Raw genomic sequence first — 18,389 nt, 5'->3', positions numbered from 1 at the left:
CACGGTGACCCGGGCGGGACGTCGCGTCCGGGCGACCTCGGGACGGCACCCGAGCCACCGGTCCGGCGGCTCCGGAACCGTCGCAGGGGCTGCGCGAGCCCCCCGGAAGCGCTGTAATGACGGACGTGGTCAGTGAGGGCGCTGCGGGACGCAGAACGCGATCGTCGCGTGCCGAACTTGCCCTCAAGACGCTCACCGCGGACCTCGACCCCCACGAACGGCTGCGCCGCATCCTCGAACAGGCGCTCGTCTTCGCAGGGGTCACCCTGGCCGCCGTGTACGCACCGGGCGAGGGCGGCGACGAGCTGTGCCTGATCGAGGCCGCCGGGGTACCCAGGACGCTGTACGGCCTGCGCGACAGCTATCCCCTCGCCGGGACCGCGCCCGCCGCGGACGCCCACCGCTCCGGACAACCCCGCTGGCTGACGCCCGAGGACCTCACGCACTGCGCCGATGCCCGGCGGCTCCCGTCCCAGGAGTTCTTCCTGGCCGTCCTGCCCCTGCGCGACGGCGGCTGCCTGGTCGCCGTCAGCGAGCACGAGCACGGTTTCGGCACCGAGGACCGCGAGTGCCTCACCCTGCTCGCCGACGCCGCCGCCTCACCGGCACCCGCCCCCGCGGGCGACCGGGACGAGCTGCCCGCAAGCTCCTTCAGCCTCGCCATGGACAGCGGACGGGTCGAGATCGACGACGAGATGCTGGAACTGTTCGGCATCGGCCGCGACGACTTCGACGGCAACGTCGAGACGCTCCTCGCCCTGACCGTGCCCGAGGACCTCCCGTCGCTGATGTCGGTCGTGGAGGCCGACCACATGTCCATCGGCGACCGCGAGCTGGAGTTCCGCATCCTCCAGCCGTCCGGCGTCCCCCGCTGGCTACGGCTGCGCGGACGGCTCCTGCCCGGCGGCGACGGCCATGCGGCACGCCTGGTGGGCACGGTCGCCGACGCCTCGAAGCTGCGCCCCGGGGTCAACGACGTGGCCCGCGTCCAGCGCCTCGCCGCCGCGCTCGCCACCGCGGGCACGGTCCGCGACGTCAGCCACGCCGTGGTCACCGCCCTGCGCAAGCCCCTCCAGGCCGACCGGATCGCCCTCGCCGAACTGGAGGGGGACCGCCTCGTCGTCACCGTCCTGGACCCGCCCGAGCCGGACGCCTGGCCCGGACTGTGGCGCACCGAGTGGCGGTCCGAATGGCCGGACGCGCCCGTCCGCGCCATGCCCACCCTCGCGGCGGCCCTGACCGAGGGACGCGCGGCGATCTGGCCCGCCACGACCGCCCTGGAACCCGCGCTCTCCGACGTCGGACCCGGCGGCCTCGCCGTCCTGCCACTGGCCGCCGGCGGACGCGTGGGCGGCGTCTGCCTGATCGGCTGGGACGACCCCCACGAGTTCGGTCCCGACGAGCGCGCCCTGCTCACCGCCGCGGCCGGCCTCACCGGGCAGGCCCTGATGCGCGCCCACGCGTTCGACGCCGAACACGAACTCGTCGGCATGCTCCAGCGCACCCTGCTGCCCCGCAGACTGCCCCGCCTGCCGGGCGCGGTCGCCATCGCCCGCTACCTGCCCACCACGGCGGGACTGGAAGTGGGCGGCGACTGGTACGACGTGATCCCGCTGCCCGACAACCACGTCGCCCTCGTCATCGGCGACGTCCAGGGACACAACGCCGGAGCCGCCACCCTGATGGGCCAGATGCGCACCGCCCTGCGCGCGTACGCCGTCGAGGGACACCCCCCGGACGTCGTCGTCTCGCTCGCCAACCGTCTCCTCGTGGACATGGAGACCGACCTCTTCGCCACCTGCTGCTACGTCGACGTCGACATGGAGGAGGGTTCCGCCTGGTTCGTCCGCGCCGGGCATCTGCCGCCGGTGCTGCGCCACCCCGACGGCAGGACCGAGATCGCCGAGTCCGAGGGCGGCCCACCGCTCGGCGTCGTCAGACAGGCCGACTTCCCGATGAGCCCACTGCGCCTGACGCCCGGCACCGTGGTGGCCCTGACCACGGACGGCCTGGTCGAGTCGGCGGAGCTCGACATCGAGGACGGCCTCGCCCGCATGGCCGGCCAACTCGCCGACTGCGACCCCGCCCATCTCGGGCTCGTCGCCGACACACTGCTCACGGACGCCAACCGCAGCGACGACGTTGCCCTCCTCCTGACGCGCTACGACGGCATGTCACTGCGCCCGCTGCGGGAGAGCTGGACGGTCTGGCGGGTCCCCGAGGCCGTCCGCCACGCCCGCCGCTTCACCCGGCGCGCCCTGCGTGCGTGGCGCGTCGACGCCGACGCGGACGCCGTCCTCCTCGTCGTCTCCGAACTGGTCACCAACGCCCTCGTGCACACCGACGGCCAGGTACGGCTCGACCTCACGCTCATCAACAACCGGCTGCGGATCACCGTCGCCGACACCTCGCCGCGCACCCCCGTCAAGCCGACCAGTATCGGCTGGGAGGCCACCGGAGGCCGCGGCATGCTCCTCGTCGAGGCCATGTCGGCGTCCTGGGGAACCGTGCCGGCGAGCGGCGGCAAGCAGGTGTGGAGCGAGATCGTCCTGGAATGAGGCGCCACCGGGCACGGGATGACACCCTGGCCGGGTGCGCCTGCTGCTGATGTCCGACACCCACCTGCCCAAGCGTGCCAAGGAGCTGCCCGCCCCGCTGCTGGCCGAACTCCCGCGCGCCGACGTCGTGATCCACGCGGGCGACTGGGTCGACACCGCCACCCTCGACCTGCTGGAGTCCCGGTCGAAGTCACTGATCGGCGTGTACGGCAACAACGACGGCCCGGAGCTGCGCGCCCGGCTCCCGGAGGTCGCCCGCGCCGAACTGGACGGACTGCGCCTCGGTGTCGTCCACGAGACCGGTGCCGCCCAGGGACGCGAGCGCCGCTGCGCCGACCGCTTCCCCGACCTGGACGTCCTCGTCTTCGGCCACAGCCACATCCCCTGGGACACGACGGCGGAGCCCGGGCTGCGCCTGCTCAACCCGGGCTCCCCGACCGACCGGCGCCGCCAACCCCACTGCACGTACATGACCGCGCAGGTGGCCGGCGGCACCCTGACGGACGTCCGCCTGCACCGGTTGCCGCCCCGGGGAGCGACCGCCTAGCCCTGGTCCGCCACGAAAGACGCCATCCAGGCGAGCGCCGCGTTCCAGTTCACCGCGGTCTCGTTCGTCGACCAGGACTGGATGTCGTCGATGTAGCAGAACTGGCCCACGCAGCCCTTGAGCTTCTCCTGCGCGTACGGGTCCTGGATGCTGGAGTTGGGCCCCCCGGCCAGCGTGCCCCTGGGCGGGTTCGGCAGGTTCGGGTCGAGTTCGTGCGCGTACCAGCGGCTGTGCTGGTTGAGCGCGGCGACCTCGCCGTATCCGGTCACGTACGACTGGTTCAGCGCGTTGCGGCCGAGGATGTAGTCCATGCTCTGCACCGCGCCGTCGCGGTACCTGTTCCGTCCGGTGATGTCGTACGCCGTGGCGATGACGACCGCGTTGTTCAGCACCTGACTGCTGGACCCCCAGTCGTACTTGTTGCCGTCCGGGGCGTACGGCATGCCGTACGGGTGGGCGTCGAGCGTGGCCAGGTAGGCGTCGGCGGCCTTCGTCACCGACCGCCTGACCTTGTCCCGGCCCGGCAGCCTGCTCGGGACGGTCGCGAGGTCGATCCGGGCGGGCACCGCCGTCCTGGACCAGTCGAAGCCGAGGTCGCCGAAGACGTCGGCCGTGTGGAGCGGCGAGCCGAGGACGTGGTCGGCGAACTCCTTGTCACCGGTGGTGAGATACAGCTCGGCGGCGGCCCAGTAGAACTCGTCGCGCGCGTCGGCGTCGTAGTAGGCGCCGCCGCCCGTCCCGTCCGCCTCGGACGGATACGTCTCGGGATGGGCCAGCGCGGCCGACCAGGCGGTCCTGGCGGCCTTGAGCGCCTCGGCCGCGAAGGCACGGTCGTAGGGCCGGTACAGGCGGGCCGCCTGCGCGGCCGTCGCGGCGAGGTTCAGCGTGGCCTGCGTGGTGGGCCGGTGCAGTTCGCGCTTCTGCGGGTCCTGGCTCGGCAGCAGCGGCAGGCCGGTCCACTGCTCGTCGTGGATCTTGCTGTGTGCCATGCCCGCGAGCGGTTCACCCGCGGGGACCTGCATCTTGAGCAGGAACTCCAGTTCCCAGCGCGCCTCGTCGAGGATGTCGGGCACCTTGTTGCCGCTCTCCGGGATGTCCAGCGTGCCGTCCCGGAGCCTGCCGGGGCTGCCGGTGCGGGCCAGGACCGCGCGCTCGTACGTGCTGAGCAGCTCCCAGGTGGCGATGCCGCCGTTGATCACGTACTTGCCGTGGTCGCCCGCGTCGTACCAGCCGCCGGTGACGTCCAGCGTGTAGTCGCAGAGGCCGGGCTGGCACGGCACCCGGCCGTCACCCCGGTTCGGCGCGACGTCGACGTGCCCGGCGGGGCGCGCGTAGCCGGGGCGCAGCGAGTCGGCGATCGCGATGCCGCTGCGCTGGGTGTAGTAGTACTTCAGCGCGTCGACCCGCAGGCTCTCGTAGGCACTGGCGCCGATGTCGAAGGGGCGGCTGGTCTCCCCGTCGGCGACGAGGGTGAAGCCCTCGCCCCGTCCGCGGTAGGCGCCGAAGTCGATCGACTGGACGTTCTGGCCGGAGGACGCGTCGGTGCCGCGCGGCACCGTCCGGCCGCGGGCCACGGCCCTGCCGTCGGCGTTCTTCAGCTGCCAGGACAGCGGTTCGGTGGATTCGGTGACCAGCGTCGCGTTCTTCGGCCCGGCGGGCAGGTAGGCGACCTGGTTGACCCGCACGCGCGGTCCGGTGTCGGGCTCGTAGACCTCCGGCGGGACACCGCCCAGCAGGGACACGTCGTCCATGCAGAAGTGCCACGGGTCCGTGCTGCCGCCGAGCTGGAAGGCCACCTGGCCCTGCGCGGTGTCGACCGGGGAGGTGAACGTGTACGTGTACTGGTCGCCCGAGACGCTCACCGCCGGACTGGCCTCGAAGTAGGTGTCGTACGGCGACACCGACAGTCCCACGACGGCCCGCAGGACGTGCCCCTGGGGCGCTCCTGACGCGGTGAACGCGAAGCGGTACGTCTCGCCCTTCACGAGGGTGATGTCGTTCTGGCCGACCGCGGCGTCCCAGCGGTTGGTGGTGCCGCCGGGCACGTCCGCGCACAACTGTCCCTCGGACAGCGCCGCCGTGACGTTGCTCGAGGTCCACCACGGAGCGCTCGAGGTGTCGAAGGTACCGTTCCTGACCTGCTCGACCTCGTCGGCTCCGGCCGGTCCTGCGGGCACGGTGACGAGCGCCGCCGCGACGAGTGCCGCGACGGCGAGCAGGGTCGTTCTGCGTCGTTTCACGTCCGGGCTCCTTGGAGATGGGGAGGTGCGGAATGCCGACGCCCGCGGCCGGACCTCCCGGCCCGGGCCGGGCCTGCGGATGCCCGGATCGGGCCCAAGTGGCGTGGGAGCGCTCCCAATTGCCGCTGCGAGGGACTGTAGGGGCGCGGGGGAGGGATGGACAAGACGGGTGACGCGAGTTCCCCGCCGAGGGTGACGTGAGTTCCCCGTCACGGGTGGCTCCGCCGTGCCCGTTCCGGACGTTCTTCGGCGGGCCGGCGGCTTCGGCGGGGTCCGCGGCTGTGAACGGCCGCGCGAGGGGTAGGCGGTGGGCGAACCGAAACCGAACCGTACGGCGGCGGGCCGGCCGCGTGCCCGCCCCGCCGGTACCGCCGATGGAGGTGGCCATGGACCGAGCACCCGCACAGCGAAGGCCCGCCGGAAGGTCTCCGGGACGACGGAAGGCCACGTGCGTGGTCGCGTTGGCCGTCACGGGGTCCATGGCCCTCGTGGCCTGCGACGGCTCGTCCGGCGACGACGGCAGACCGCGGGCGGGTGCGGACAGGATACGGATCGCTCCCGCGGCCGATGCCTCGTCCGTGCCGGTCGGCAGGAAGGTGACCGTGCGCGCGGGCAGCGGGAAGCTCACGTCCGTGAAGGTGACCGCCCCCGGCCCGGGCGCGCTCGACGGCGCGTACTCCAAGGACAGGGACGCCTGGACGTCCGCCGCCCGGCTGGCCCCCGGGGTGACCTACACCGTGGAGGCCAGGGCCACGGCGTCCGACGGCAGGAAGATCACCGAACGCCGCAGTTTCACCACCGCCGAGCCCCCGAAGGCGCGGACGTTCGTCGGCGAGTACAACGTCGAGCGGGGCGCGACCGTCGGCACCGCACTGCCGGTGTCGATCGTCTTCAACAAGCCGATCCGCGACAAGGCCGCCGTGGAGCGGCGGCTGCGCGTCACCTCGTCCCCCGCCGTGGACGGCGCGTGGAGCTGGATGAAGGACCGCAACGGCAAGGACCGGATCGACTACCGCCCCCGCGCGTACTGGAAGCCGGGCACCGAGGTCACCCTGCGCATGAACCTCGACGGAGTCGGCGCCGGGGGAGGGCTCTACGGCACCCAGACCCGGAAGATCGACTTCACGGTCGGGAAGTCCGTCGTCAGCACCGTCGACGTGGCGAAGAAGACGCTGACGGTCACCGAGAACGGCAGGAAGCTGCGGACCCTGCCCGTGTCCACCGGCAAGAAGGGCTTCGAGACCTGGGACGGCACGATGGTGGTGCTGAGCAAGGTCCCCTCCCTCCGGATGGACTCGTCCACCGTGGGCATATTCGGCCGCGAGGCGTACGACCTCGGCAAGGTCAAGTGGGACGTGCAGCTGACCATTTCAGGCACCTACGCGCACGCCGCGCCGTGGAACGAGGGCAAGTTCGGCCGGGTCAACGGAAGTCACGGCTGCATCGGCCTCAGCACGCGGGACGCCAAGTGGTTCTTCGAGCACGTCGACTACGGCGACCCGGTCACCGTCCTCAACTCCAAGGACACCGTGCCCCTCAACAACGGCTACGGGGACTGGAATGTGGACTGGGCCCGATGGCGGGCGGGCAGCGCCCTGCGGTGACGATCGCGCGCCCGGCCCACCACTCCGGCTCCGTCACCATCGGCGCCCCGCCATCGGCCGGCTCTCCCCTGTTCCGCGAACTGCCCAGAGGCGCCATCATGACGACGAGTGGCGAGCAAGGCCTACCGGAAGTAGTTCCCGTCAGCCTTCTTCGTGATGTCTAGCTCGCACCAAACGGCGCCACAGTGAAGCGAGAGGGTACGCAGCAAGCCCTGCTACCGCCGCCCATGCCACAAGCCACCACATGTCCAGCGTTCCCCAGTGAACTGCAGGGATCACGAACGGACCTGAGGCGATAAGCAGAAGGATGGCGATGGTAAGTCTTGTCTGATCACTGTCTCGCACGGCTTGCACTCCTCGGCCAGATTATTTCCCTGCAGTTCTTCCTGAGGCTTGTCCCGTAAAAGATCGTCGGGAGTCGGTGGGGGCTGTGTTGTGACCGCTCGGGCTGCGTCGCCACGTTCCGCACGCTCTCGTCGTCGGGCAGCCGTCCCACAGAGTCTGGTGGCGTCTCATCGAATACGCATGTGCCGCAGCATGCACGGGCAGGGCGAAGTGGGTGCGGCTGGGCCCGCTGCCGCGGCCACCGCTTGGCTGGATCTGAGGACGAAGCCTCCGCCGTGGCTGACAGCCATCGAGGACGGCGCCCGGATCTACAGGTCCCGCCAAGGTGACTGAGCCTACGTCAGTTCCTTCCGCATCAACGTGCACATCGTTTCGTAGCGGCGCAATGATCCATCAGGGGCTTGCACGTCCCACGAGTCCGGCTGACGGTCGTACGCGACGTAACCCAGCCTTTCATACAGCGCACGTGCGCGGGGGTTGCTTTCCTCCACACCAAGCTCGGCCTGCCGCAGACCGCGGTTCCTGATCCGCAGTTCTGCGGCTTCGACAAGAAATGTGCCGATCCCACACGACTGCAATGCGGGGTGGACTGCCAGCTGCCACAAAGTGCCGACCCTCTTCTTGACCTGGTAGTCGACGCCGCCTATCGCCACAGGGATGTCCGTTGCCGGGCAGACCGCAAGGTAGTCGACCTCGCCGGCCCGGGCACGTTCCAACTCCTCCGCGACGTGGGCCAAGTGGTGGTCAGAGCCTGCCCACCCGCATGACGCCAGGTCCGCACGCACCAAATCACGGGCCGACAGCTTCAACACGAGGTTGATCATCTTCAGTACCTCCGGCGAGCCAGCATCCACGCCGATCACGCTGGGCGCAAAGCCGTTTCCTCAGCCCACTCCTGGCTCACGGGCCAGAAGGGTCGATGCGGCTGACGGGGTCGCCTTCGGCTGACGGGGCGGTGGCGGGCCGTGAGCGCACCACCCCACCTCGTCGGCCTCGTCCGTGCCGGGGCCCGCTGCGAGCTCGGCCAACTGGTCGAGCGCCCCGCCACCGTCGCGACCTAGGGGCTGGTGCATCATGACCGACCACCACATCTGCGGCACCAGCACCCACACCACCGACGAGCTGGCCCGGCTCGTCAACGACCGCCTCGGGTTGGTCCTCACCGAGCGCGACAGCTACTACCGGGCCGTCTACCATCTCGCCAGTAGCCCCAACGGACGGGTCGAGATCCAGCCCAACCCCGTCCCAGGCGACGACGGCGTAGACGATCCCTATGCTCCGGAACACCCGTCGGCCCAGGTGCGGTGCGGCACCGGCGCGACGGCCCCTCCGAGGGGTGCGCCTACGCCGGCGCGGGGGCCGGATACGGCATCCTCGGTGCGCCGTTCGGCGCATGCGCGGCGCCCTCCCGGCACGGGCGCGTGCCCATCCGGCCCGCTTCTCGTATCGCGCCCTGTCGTCGTGCCGCCGCCAATAGGATCTAATGGGCAGCCGCACGCGAGGCGGGCAGATACCGGGCGGCATCGTTCGACAGCCCCGTCTTTGATCCGTGCGCCCCTCAACTCCGGATGGTTTTGGATGCCCGTCTCTCCTCAGCACGACTCCGCCTCTTCCGTGGAGACTCCCGCAGGACCGCCGGCCGCGCCGCAGCACCACGGTCTGTTCCTCCAGCCGTGCTACACCGTCGACCTGCCGCCGCTGGACGAGGAGGAAGAGGCCTCCTATCCCGCACCGTCACGTCCCGCGAACCGGCCGCGCGGAGCGACCCGCGGCCGGTGACCGCCGCTCGCCCGGTCGGCCCGTGACGGCCACCGGGCGGTCCTGCCGGGCTGCGCCGCCCGCGCCGAGGGGGCACTCTTGATCTCGTGGCCAACGCGATGATCGTCGTGCACCGGCCGTCGCGCAGCGGCGGCCGGCGGGTGAGCGTGCACAGGGACGGCCGGGACGAGGACCTGGGCCTCGCCCACTCCGACCACGACCTGATCGTGTTCCTGGAGGCCGCAGGACTGCCCGACCCGGACGACCTGCTCGACGACCCCGGCCGGGTGGAGTGGCGCGGCGGCCCCCCGCACCGGTGGGACGCCGCGTAGGCGTTGCGGTTCCGCGGGTGCGGGCGGCCTGCACGGATCGGCGGGTGGCCACCGGGATCAGCGGTCTCCCGGCGACGGGACGCCCCGGCTCGGCGGTGCGGCCTCCACGGCCGGCGCCCGAATCACCGTCCGGCGTGCCGCCCGCCCCCACGGCCGGAAGTCCGGACGTGCGGACCCCGCTCGCCGGGGCACCCCACGACCGGCGTCGAGGCCAGGTCAGCCGGGCGCCGTCCCCGGCCTGCGGTGGTGGATCGTGCCGGTGGTCGCCGTGAGCGGGCTGCCGGTGCCGCCCCAGCGCAGCGCGACGATCTCGGCGGCGACGGACACCGCCACCTCCTCCGGTGTACGGGCCCCGAGGTCGAGGCCCACCGGTGACCGCAGCCGGGACAGCTCGTCCTCGCGGAGCCCGGCCTCCCGCAGGCGCGCCATCCGCTCGTCGTGGGTACGCCGGCTGCCCATCGCCCCGATGTACGCGGCCGGACGGCGCAGCGCCTCCTCCAGCAGCGGCACGTCGAACTTCGGGTCGTGGGTGAGGACGCAGATCACCGTGCGGTCGTCGGTCTCCGTACCGCTCAGATGGATGTGCGGCCATTCGGCGACGACCTCGACACCGTCGGGGAAACGCTGCGGCGTGGCGAAGACCGGGCGGGCGTCGCACACCGTGACGCGGTAGCCGAGGAAACCGCCGATGCGGGCGACAGCGGCGGCGTAGTCGATGGCGCCGAAGACCAGCATGCGCGGGGGCGGTGCGAACGAGTGCAGGAAGACCCCGACGGAGTCCTCACGGCGCTCACCCCGCGGCCCGTAGTGGCGCAGTTCCGAAGTCCCCTGCGCCAGCTCGCCCCGGGCGTCCGCGGTGACGGCGGCGTCCAGCCCGTCCGCGCCCAGCGTGCCCGGGGTTCCCCCGGCGGGCCAGGTCTCCCCGTCCGGCCATACGGCGAGCGAGGCCCCGCGCGGAGCCGGTCCGCCGGTCACGGTGGCCACGGTCACCGGCCGTCCGGCGGCCACCGACTCGGCGACCGCCGCGAAGCCGGGGTCGTCCTCGGGGGAGACGCGGCGCACCAGCACGGTGATCTCTCCGCCGCAGGTCAGCCCCACGGCGAAGGCATCGTCGTCGCTGTATCCGAAGGTCCGCAGGTGTGCCTCGCCGCTCGCCACGACCTCGCGCGCAAGCTCGAAGACCGCGCCCTCGACGCACCCCCCGGACACGCTGCCCACCACCTCGTCACCGGGGCCCACCGCCATGGCGGCCCCCGGATCGCGCGGCGCGCTGCGGCTGACGGCGACCACCGTGGCCAGGCCGAACGGCGACCCCTCGGCGTACCAGCGGCTCAACGCCGGGAGGATCTCACGCATCTCCCGCTCCTGTCGGCGCCCCGTGCGCCGCCCTCAAGGCGTGCCGGGGTCCTCGTCGTCCTCGTCGTCGCGCTCGCCCTCGGCCTGCGAGGGCGTGGTGAGGCCGGGGTCGGTGTGCCCGGTGTCGTGGGTGCCGCTGGAGGAGTCGGCGGACGCGGTGTCCGTGCCGGTGTCCGGCTCGCCCTCGGCCTGGGACGGGGTGTGGTCGGTCATGATCAGCCTTCCGGTCGACCGGGCGCCGCTCGGCACGTGCCGTGCCCTTGAGGTCCGTTCGGCGCCGGGGGACATGGGTCCTGGTACGTCCGTCCGGCGTACCGGGGGACGTCGGTTCGCTTCCGGGTCCGTGCCGGTCCGCCTCTTCAGGGGCGGCCGGTTTCGCACCCGTCACGTCGTGCGCCTGTGCGGGTACCCCTGGGGCCACGGCTCACCCGCGCCCCGGAAGGATCACCTCGGCCCGCGAAATCCCGTTGCCCTCGCCCGCCGCCCCCTGCTGCACTTCTCGTGACCAGTCGTCCCGTACCGAGGAGCACCCGTGCGCGAAGCGTTCATGTCCACCCGCGAAGGAATGATCACCTCTTCTAAGGACATGACGCTCAGTGCCCACCCTGAATCTTGGAATTCTCGCGCATGTGGACGCCGGTAAGACCAGCCTGACCGAGCGGCTGCTGCACAGCGCCGGGGTCATCGACGAGATCGGCAGTGTCGACGCCGGCAGCACCAGGACCGACTCCCTCGCCCTGGAGCGGCAGCGCGGCATCACCATCAAGTCCGCCGTCGTCTCCTTCCCGGTCGGCGACCGCACCGTCAACCTGATCGACACCCCCGGCCATCCGGACTTCATCGCCGAGGTGGAGCGGGTGCTGGGCGTGCTCGACGGGGCCGTCCTGGTCGTCTCGGCCGTGGAGGGCGTCCAGGCGCAGACCCGCGTGCTGATGCGGACCCTGCGGCGGCTGCGGATCCCGACGCTCGTCTTCGTGAACAAGATCGACCGCGGCGGAGCCCAGTACGGGCCCCTGCTGGAGCGCCTCGCGGCGAGGCTCACCCCGGCGCTCGTCCCCATGGGCGAGATCGGCGCGGCGGGCACCCGGGACGCTCACTTCCTCCCGTTCACCGCGCGACGACTGCGGACGCCGCTGCTCGACCTGCTCGCCGGGCACGACGACGCCCTGCTGTCCGCGTACGTCGAGGGCAGGGTGTCGGACGAGAGGCTCCGGGACTGCCTCGCGCGCCGGACCGGCCAGGCCCTGGTGCATCCCGTGTACTTCGGTTCCGCCATCACGGGCGCCGGAGTCGCGGAGCTGATGGCCGGGGTCGAGGAGTTGCTGCCCGCCGCCCGGGGCACGGCGGACGGCCCGGTCGCCGGCACCGTCTTCAAGGTCGAGCGGGGCCCGGCGGGGGAGAAGATCGCGTACGCGCGGATGTTCTCCGGCACGCTGCGCACGCGCGACCGGGTCGCCCACGGCGACGGCGCGGAGGGCAGGATCACCGGGATCAGCGTGTTCGAGCACGGCTCGGCGGTCCGGGTCCCGTGCGTCGCCGCAGGACGGATCGCGATGCTCCGAGGGCTCGGGGACATCCGCATCGGGGACAGCTTCGGGCAGTCACCCGCGTCCGGAGCGGAACACCATTTCGCGCCGCCGACGCTGGAGACGGTCGTCGTCCCCCGCCGGCCCGGCGACCGGGCCGCCCTGCACATCGCGCTCACCCAGCTCGCCGAGCAGGACCCGCTGATCACGCTGCGCCGGGACGAGCTGCGGCGGGAGACCTCCGTATCGCTGTACGGGGAGGTGCAGAAGCAGGTCGTCCAGGCGACGCTGGCCGACGAGTTCGGGCTCGACGTGACCTTCCGGGAGTCGACCACCATCTGCGTCGAGCGGCCCGTCGCCGGCGGGACCGCGGTCGAGTTCAACGGCAGGGAACCCAACCCGTTCCTCGCGACCGTCGGGCTGCGCGTCGACCCGGCGCCGGCCGGCTCCGGGGTGCGGTTCCGGCTCGGGGTGGAGCTCGGTTCGATGCCGTACGCCTTCTTCAAGGCCGTCGAGGACACCGTGCGGGAGACCCTGCGGCAGGGCGTCCACGGCTGGCAGGTCACCGACTGCACGGTGACCATGACGCACTCGGGCTATTCACCCCGTCAGAGTCATGCGCACCAGCGCTTCGACAAGAGCATGTCGAGCACCGGCGCGGACTTCCGCGGACTGACGCCGCTGGTCCTGATGAGCGCCCTGCGGCGGGCGGGTTCCCGGGTGCACGAGCCGATGCACCGCTTCAGCCTGGAGGCACCGCCGGACACGCTGCCGGCGGTGCTGCCCGTCCTCGCGAGGCTGCGGGCCGTGCCGGAGTCGACGGGGACGCACGGCGCGACGAGCGTGCTCCGGGGCCGCGTCCCGGCGGCCTCGGTCCACGAACTGGAGTCGCTGCTCCCCGGGTTGACGCGAGGCGAGGGCGAGCTGGAAGCGGCCTTCGACCACTACGCCCCCGTCACGCGGGGGACCGTCCCGACGCGGCCGCGCACCGACCACAACCCGCTCGACCGGAAGGAGTATCTGCTGAAGGTGACCCGGCGGGCGGGCGGCTGAGCGCGGGGGCGTCCTGACGTTCCGCGAGCGAGGGCGGCGGGCGCGACGACCGGTGACACGAGAACCTTACTGCGGAGTCAGGGGTGTTGACGGCGTCAGGAGCGGGCGGGACTGTTGTGAGCATGACGAAGTTGCGCGCACGTCTGCTCGGCGTCCTCGTCCTTCTCTCCGGCTCCCTCGCCACGGCGGGCGCCCAGCCCGCCGCGGCGGAGGATGTGCCCGGCTCCCTGTGGTTCGACGAACCCGCGGCGGCCACCCTCACGGTCGATCACGGCCGCTTCACCGACGGGCTCGGCCGCGAGGTGGTGCTGCGCGGCTACAACGTCTCGGGTGAGACGAAGCTGGAGGAGCACGGCGGCCTGCCCTTCGCCTCGGTCGCCGACGCGCGGAAGTCCGCGACCGCGCTCCGCGCCCTCGGCGGCGGCAACGCCGTCCGCCTGCTGCTGTCCTGGGCGCACGCCGAGCCCGTGCGGGGGCGGGTGGACACGGCGTACCTCGCCGCCGTCACCGATCAGATGCGTGCCTTCCTCGACGCGGGGATCCGGGTGTTCCCCGACTTCCACCAGGACCTCTACTCCCGCCACCTCTTCGACGCGGACAGCTGGTACAGCGGCGACGGCGCCCCCGAATGGGCCGTGGACGCCGGCGACTATCCCGACGAATCCTGCGGGATCTGTCTCTTCTGGGGTCAGAACATCACCCAGAACCAGGCCGTGCGGCAGGCCACGTACGACTTCTGGCACAACGCGAACGGCGTCCAGGACGCCTTCCTCAGCACCGCGCAGAGCACGATGGAATACGTCCGCCGGCACCTCACCGCAGCCGAGTTCGCGGGCGTCGTGGGCTTCGACCCGTTCAACGAGCCGTACGCGGGCACCTACGACTCCGGGCAGACCAGCCGCGCCTGGGAACGCGACGTGCTGTGGCCTTTCTACGAGAGGTTCCGGGCCCGGATGGACGCGGCGGGCTGGCAGGCCAAGCCCGCCTTCGTGGAGCCGAACCTCTTCTGGAACGCCAATCTCGACTTCCAGAGGCAGGAGGGCGGCCTGCTGGACGCCGGACGGCTCGGCCCGCGCTATGTCCTCAACACGCACTTCTACGACCAGAAGGCGATCTCCGGCGTCTTCATGTGGGGCAAGGCCCGCGACGGCCAGTACGCGGCGGACCTCGGGGCGGTGCGCGACCGGGCCTCGGCAGCCGGTACGACGGCCCTGGTCAGCGAGTTCGGCCACCCGCTGGCCGGCTCGGTCGCGGACAAGGCTCCCACGGTCCTCAAGGCCATGTACCAGGCGCTCGACTCCCGCCGCGCCGGATCCACCTGGTGGTCCGACCCGGCCTCCTCGGGGCCCGTCCTGTCCGGCACGCAGTGGCAGTGGGACCTCTACAACGGCCGCCACCACGAGCTGATGAACGGCAACCCCGGCAAGGTCCTCACCGCCGGCGACGCCTGGAACGACGAGGACCTCTCGGCGGTGGCGCTCGACGACGCGGGACGTGCCGTCCTGCGCCAGGACGCCCGTCTGCTCGACCGCGTCTACCCGAGCGCCACCGCGGGCATGACGGCCGCCTTCACCTACGAGGACCGCTCCCGGGACGGCTCGGCCACCCTGACCTGGAACCCCGTCCCGAGTACGCTCCCGAAGGTCTCCCAGCTGGTCGGCCCGGGCCAGTACGGACTCCTGGTCTGGCGCTCCGACGGCACGGGCGCCCCTACCGAACTCCACCTGCCGGCGTCCTTCACGGCGTCCGGCACCACAGTGGTCTCCGACCTCGGGGCGACGACCGCGCCGCCCGCGTACACCCGGACCACGCCCGTCGCGGCGGCCCCCGAACCGGGCGGCACCGGAGCCCGCCGGCTCCTGCTCACCGCCGCCGGTCCGGGAGCCGTGCACTACGCCCTGGTCACCAACGGCGCGACGGCACCGTCCGCCGACCTGCTCGCCGCGGCCCGGGCGGAACTTGCGTCCTGGGCGGCGCAAAGATTCAACTAGCCGACGGTCCCGTCCAGTTCGCCGGCACACGGGCCAGTCGTACGCGCTGCGGGTGGTCGCCGACCGCCACGGACGCCGTCCTGCGGCCGGTGGCGAAGTCGATCGACGTGACCCGGTCGGCGCCGCTCTCCGAGACGACGCAGGACCTGCCGTCGCCGCTGACGGTCGCCCAGTAGGGCTTGGAGGCGGTGACGAGCGGGCCCTCCTGGAGGGTGGCCCGGTCGACGACGGTGGCGTAGTCGTCCATCGTGCCGGCGACGCACAGCTTGGTGCCGTCGGGATTCATCGAGATGCCGTGGTGGCGGGAGTCGTTGACCCAGGTGGTGCGGTCGCTGCTGGTGGCGGGGTTCTTCGGCAGGGTCTTCACACGGGTGATCCGGTCGCCTGCGACGTCGTACTCCAGGAAGCCGTTGAAGAACGACACCTGGAAGTACAGCTTGGACTCGTCGGGGCTGAAGACCGCGGGCCGGACCGCGTCGGAGTAGTCCTTGAGACCGATCGCGTCGAGCCGCTGCCGCATGTCGACCACCTTGACCTGCTTGAAGGTGGTCGCGTCGACGACGGTGATGCGGCGGTCACCCTTCGTCCAGTCCAGCCACGGTTCGTCCAGCGCCGTGTTGACGTCCCCGATGGACATGTTCCAGATGTGCTTGCCGTCGCGGGAGAAGACGTTCTCGTGCGGTTTGTCGCCGGTGGCGAAGGAGCCGATCTGCCGGCCGGTGACGATGTCCAGGACGTGCACCTTGTTCGCGGTCGAGGCCGAGACCGCGACGCGGGTGCCGTCGGGGGAGACGGCCATGTGGTCGGACCGGTAGCCGGACACGCGGAAGCGCCAGTTGATCCTGCCGGTGGCGAGGTCGATCGAGACCACGTCGGCGAAGCTCGGACGCGAGACGACCATCGACGAGCCGTCGGGCGTGGCGTACATGTCGTCGACGAGCTGGTCGTGCCCCTCCCCGACACCGTTGCGGATGCCGAGGAAGTACGCCCACTTGACGGGATCCGCGTTGATCTCCGCCATGCGTGCCTCCTTGTCGGGCACGACATCGACGCGGCCGATCCTCGCGAGGTCGCCCGTGGACTCGATGACGTCGGCGGTGCCGTCCCAGTTGTTCCCCACGAACATCACCTCGCGCAGGGCGGCGGAGGCGTCCTCGGGGGTGGCGGCCGTGGCGGCGGTGCCGCCCAGGGCGAGGGCCAGTGCGGTGGCGAGGGTGCAGAGGTGCCGTATTCGGGGGGCAGGCATGGCGGGTCCCTGTCGTAGGCGGGAAAGCGAATGGCAAGGGCATGACAATGGAGAACTCTGAACACGCACGCGTTCAGAGTTGACTTACTGGAAAGTAAGGAGAGGGGCGCCCTCTCCACAAGACTGCGGACACGACAAAATCGACGACGGACGGGACCGGATCGGCCCGCCGGCGAGGGAGGCACGGGTGGCGGGCAGGCTGAAGCAGCCGACCGGACGGTACGGCGGCAGGTCCGCCGAGGAACGGCAGGCCGAGCGGCGCCGGCGCTTCCTCGACGCCGCGCTCCAGGTGTTCGGTGACCGTCCCGGCTTCCGCTCGGCCACCGTCGCCGCGCTCAGCGAGGCGGCGGGCCTGTCGACACGCCAGTTCTACGAGGAGTTCCGCACTTTGGAGGACGTGCTGGCCGCACTGCACCTCCAGGTCAACGACTGGGCCGAGCAGGCGGCCCTGACGGCGCTCGCCGAAGCCGGGGAACTGCCGCTCGCCGAACGGGCCGCCGCGGTCTTCCGGGCCTACGCGGCCGACGTCACCGCCGATCCGCGCCGCATCCGCATCACGTTCGTCGAGATCATCGGAGTCAGCCCCGCCCTGGAGGAACAGCGGCTCGCCCGCCGAGCCCGATGGGTGGACCTCATCTGCGCCGAGGCGGACGCCGCCGCCGCCCGCGGCGAGGCGGCGGCCCGCGACTACCGGATCGCCGCCACGGCGTTCATCGGCAGCGTCAACGGCCTGCTCCACGACTGGAGCGCCGGCCGGGTGGACGCCACCCTCGACCAGGTGGTCGAGGAACTCGTCCGCCAACTGCTCGGCATCCTGCGCCCGTCGGGCTGGTCCCCGGAGGCGCACCGGGTCCGCCCGTCGGGCAGCGGCCCGCTCCCGTCGCGCGGGTCACCGCGGGGCGAGTGAGACGACCAGGACGACGACACCAGCCGTGACCAGCACCGCCCCGGTGAACAGGCGGCGGCGCAGCGAGCGGTACACCGCCGCGTACTCGACGCGCAGTTGCGCCGCACGCCGCGCCGTGTCCTCCCAGGAACGCCGGGTGCGTGCGAGGTGGTGTTCGGCGTACCGGGTCTCGACCTCCGCCCGCTGGGTGTCCGTGAGCCACCACAGCGGGCGGGTGAAACGGGCGGCCTCGGTCCGGCCCTCGGCGCGTGCGGCCTCGATCAGGAGATGCCCCTCCAACTCGCTGATCAGCGCCCGCCCGTCCAGGGGGCGGTCGTCCATGGCGGTCATCGCGGTTCCGCCCGCGCTCCGGTGTGCCGGCCGCCCGGCGTATCCGGCAGCACGCCCGCGGCGGCGGTCTCCGGGTGGTGCAGGTCGAACGCCGGGGATTCGGAGCGGATCCGCGGCAGGGTGAGGAAGTTGTGCCGCGGCGGCGGGCAGGAGGTCGCCCACTCGAGCGAACGGCCGTAGCCCCACGGGTCGTCGACCTCGATCTTCCTGCCGTACTTGGCGGTCTTCCAGACGTTGTAGAAGAACGGCAGGAACGACAGGCCGAGGAGGAAGGAGAAGACGCTCGACACCGTGTTGAGAGTCGTGAGCCCCTCCACCGCGAGATAGTCCGGAATGCGGCGCTGCATGCCGTTCGCACCCAGCCAGTGCTGCACCAGGAACGTGCCGTGGAACCCGATGAACAAGGTCCAGAAGGTGATCTTGCCGAGGCGCTCGTCGAGCATCCTGCCGGTGAACTTGGGCCACCAGAAATGGAATCCCGCGAACATCGCGAAGACGACCGTGCCGAAGACGACGTAGTGGAAGTGCGCCACCACGAAGTACGAGTCCGAGACGTGGAAGTCCATCGGCGGGGAGGCCAGGATCACGCCGGTCAG

The 18,389-nt window shown here is 71.8% G+C and carries 15 protein-coding genes; 8 read left to right on the top strand and 7 right to left on the bottom strand.

The window, feature by feature from the left end; all coding sequences use genetic code 11:
* Positions 1-116: 116 nt before the first annotated feature.
* Both ACFYP4_RS15485 and ACFYP4_RS15480 read left to right on the top strand, forming a co-directional pair.
* Positions 117-2,558 (top strand): SpoIIE family protein phosphatase, encoded by a 2,442-nt coding sequence (locus tag ACFYP4_RS15485; RefSeq protein WP_388785736.1) that lies wholly within the window; start codon positions 117-119, stop codon positions 2,556-2,558.
* A gap of 34 nt (positions 2,559-2,592) precedes the next feature.
* On the top strand, positions 2,593-3,105 hold the full coding sequence (locus tag ACFYP4_RS15480; protein WP_358854702.1) for a metallophosphoesterase: 513 nt from the start codon (positions 2,593-2,595) through the stop codon (positions 3,103-3,105).
* Here the strand turns inward: ACFYP4_RS15480 and ACFYP4_RS15475 are convergent.
* On the bottom strand, positions 3,102-5,345 hold the full coding sequence (locus tag ACFYP4_RS15475; RefSeq protein ID WP_388785734.1) for a glycoside hydrolase family 9 protein: 2,244 nt from the start codon (positions 5,343-5,345) through the stop codon (positions 3,102-3,104). The two genes, ACFYP4_RS15480 and ACFYP4_RS15475, sit on opposite strands and share 4 nt — an antisense overlap.
* 452 nt (positions 5,346-5,797) lie before the next feature.
* Here ACFYP4_RS15475 and ACFYP4_RS15470 point away from each other — a divergent pair, with 452 nt between their 5' ends.
* A complete protein-coding gene (locus tag ACFYP4_RS15470) occupies positions 5,798-6,949 on the top strand; it encodes an Ig-like domain-containing protein (RefSeq protein WP_388785732.1) in 1,152 nt (383 codons plus the stop codon).
* 680 nt (positions 6,950-7,629) lie between these two features.
* Here the strand turns inward: ACFYP4_RS15470 and ACFYP4_RS15465 are convergent.
* A complete protein-coding gene (locus ACFYP4_RS15465) occupies positions 7,630-8,118 on the bottom strand; it encodes a GNAT family N-acetyltransferase (protein ID WP_388785730.1) in 489 nt (162 codons plus the stop codon).
* Between the two features lie 754 nt (positions 8,119-8,872).
* Between ACFYP4_RS15465 and ACFYP4_RS15460 the strand changes: the two genes are divergently transcribed.
* Together ACFYP4_RS15460 and ACFYP4_RS15455 are read left to right on the top strand one after the other, a co-directional pair.
* Positions 8,873-9,073 (top strand): hypothetical protein, encoded by a 201-nt coding sequence (locus ACFYP4_RS15460; protein ID WP_358854698.1) that lies wholly within the window; start codon positions 8,873-8,875, stop codon positions 9,071-9,073.
* 86 nt (positions 9,074-9,159) lie between these two features.
* Complete coding sequence (locus ACFYP4_RS15455; protein WP_358854697.1) at positions 9,160-9,384, top strand: hypothetical protein; 225 nt, start codon at positions 9,160-9,162, stop codon at positions 9,382-9,384.
* 216 nt (positions 9,385-9,600) lie between these two features.
* Here the strand turns inward: ACFYP4_RS15455 and ACFYP4_RS15450 are convergent, their stop codons facing one another.
* Together ACFYP4_RS15450 and ACFYP4_RS15445 are read right to left on the bottom strand one after the other, a co-directional pair.
* The gene (locus ACFYP4_RS15450; protein ID WP_388785727.1) at positions 9,601-10,740 is read right to left on the bottom strand and encodes an XdhC family protein; all 1,140 of its coding nucleotides are present in this window, start codon (positions 10,738-10,740) and stop codon (positions 9,601-9,603) included.
* A gap of 33 nt (positions 10,741-10,773) precedes the next feature.
* A complete protein-coding gene (locus tag ACFYP4_RS15445; RefSeq protein WP_358854695.1) occupies positions 10,774-10,953 on the bottom strand; it encodes a hypothetical protein in 180 nt (59 codons plus the stop codon).
* A 383-nt stretch (positions 10,954-11,336) separates the two neighbouring features.
* Here ACFYP4_RS15445 and ACFYP4_RS15440 point away from each other — a divergent pair, with 383 nt between their 5' ends.
* Both ACFYP4_RS15440 and ACFYP4_RS15435 read left to right on the top strand, forming a co-directional pair.
* Positions 11,337-13,319, top strand: a complete 1,983-nt coding sequence (locus ACFYP4_RS15440; RefSeq protein WP_388785725.1) for a GTP-binding protein — start codon at positions 11,337-11,339, stop codon at positions 13,317-13,319.
* A 122-nt stretch (positions 13,320-13,441) separates the two neighbouring features.
* Complete coding sequence (locus ACFYP4_RS15435; protein ID WP_388785723.1) at positions 13,442-15,310, top strand: cellulase family glycosylhydrolase; 1,869 nt, start codon at positions 13,442-13,444, stop codon at positions 15,308-15,310.
* On the opposite strand, the gene ACFYP4_RS15430 is transcribed toward ACFYP4_RS15435, so the two are convergent.
* Complete coding sequence (locus ACFYP4_RS15430) at positions 15,303-16,556, bottom strand: YncE family protein (RefSeq protein ID WP_388785721.1); 1,254 nt, start codon at positions 16,554-16,556, stop codon at positions 15,303-15,305. The genes ACFYP4_RS15435 and ACFYP4_RS15430 overlap by 8 nt on opposite strands.
* A gap of 187 nt (positions 16,557-16,743) precedes the next feature.
* Here ACFYP4_RS15430 and ACFYP4_RS15425 point away from each other — a divergent pair, with 187 nt between their 5' ends.
* Positions 16,744-17,463: a TetR/AcrR family transcriptional regulator gene (locus tag ACFYP4_RS15425; RefSeq protein ID WP_388785719.1), complete on the top strand. Its 720-nt coding sequence runs from the start codon at positions 16,744-16,746 to the stop codon at positions 17,461-17,463.
* On the opposite strand, the gene ACFYP4_RS15420 is transcribed toward ACFYP4_RS15425, so the two are convergent.
* Both ACFYP4_RS15420 and ACFYP4_RS15415 read right to left on the bottom strand, forming a co-directional pair.
* On the bottom strand, positions 17,446-17,793 hold the full coding sequence (locus tag ACFYP4_RS15420; RefSeq protein ID WP_388785717.1) for a hypothetical protein: 348 nt from the start codon (positions 17,791-17,793) through the stop codon (positions 17,446-17,448). The genes ACFYP4_RS15425 and ACFYP4_RS15420 overlap by 18 nt on opposite strands.
* A partial coding sequence (locus ACFYP4_RS15415; RefSeq protein ID WP_358854689.1) for a cbb3-type cytochrome c oxidase subunit I occupies positions 17,790-18,389 on the bottom strand: 600 nt, incomplete at its 5' end. The genes ACFYP4_RS15420 and ACFYP4_RS15415, both read right to left, overlap by 4 nt.

The sequence above is a fragment of the Streptomyces sp. NPDC005551 genome (genome assembly GCF_042871785.1).
GTDB lineage: Bacteria > Actinomycetota > Actinomycetes > Streptomycetales > Streptomycetaceae > Streptomyces.
This window is presented reverse-complemented; position numbering and strand designations above follow the sequence as displayed.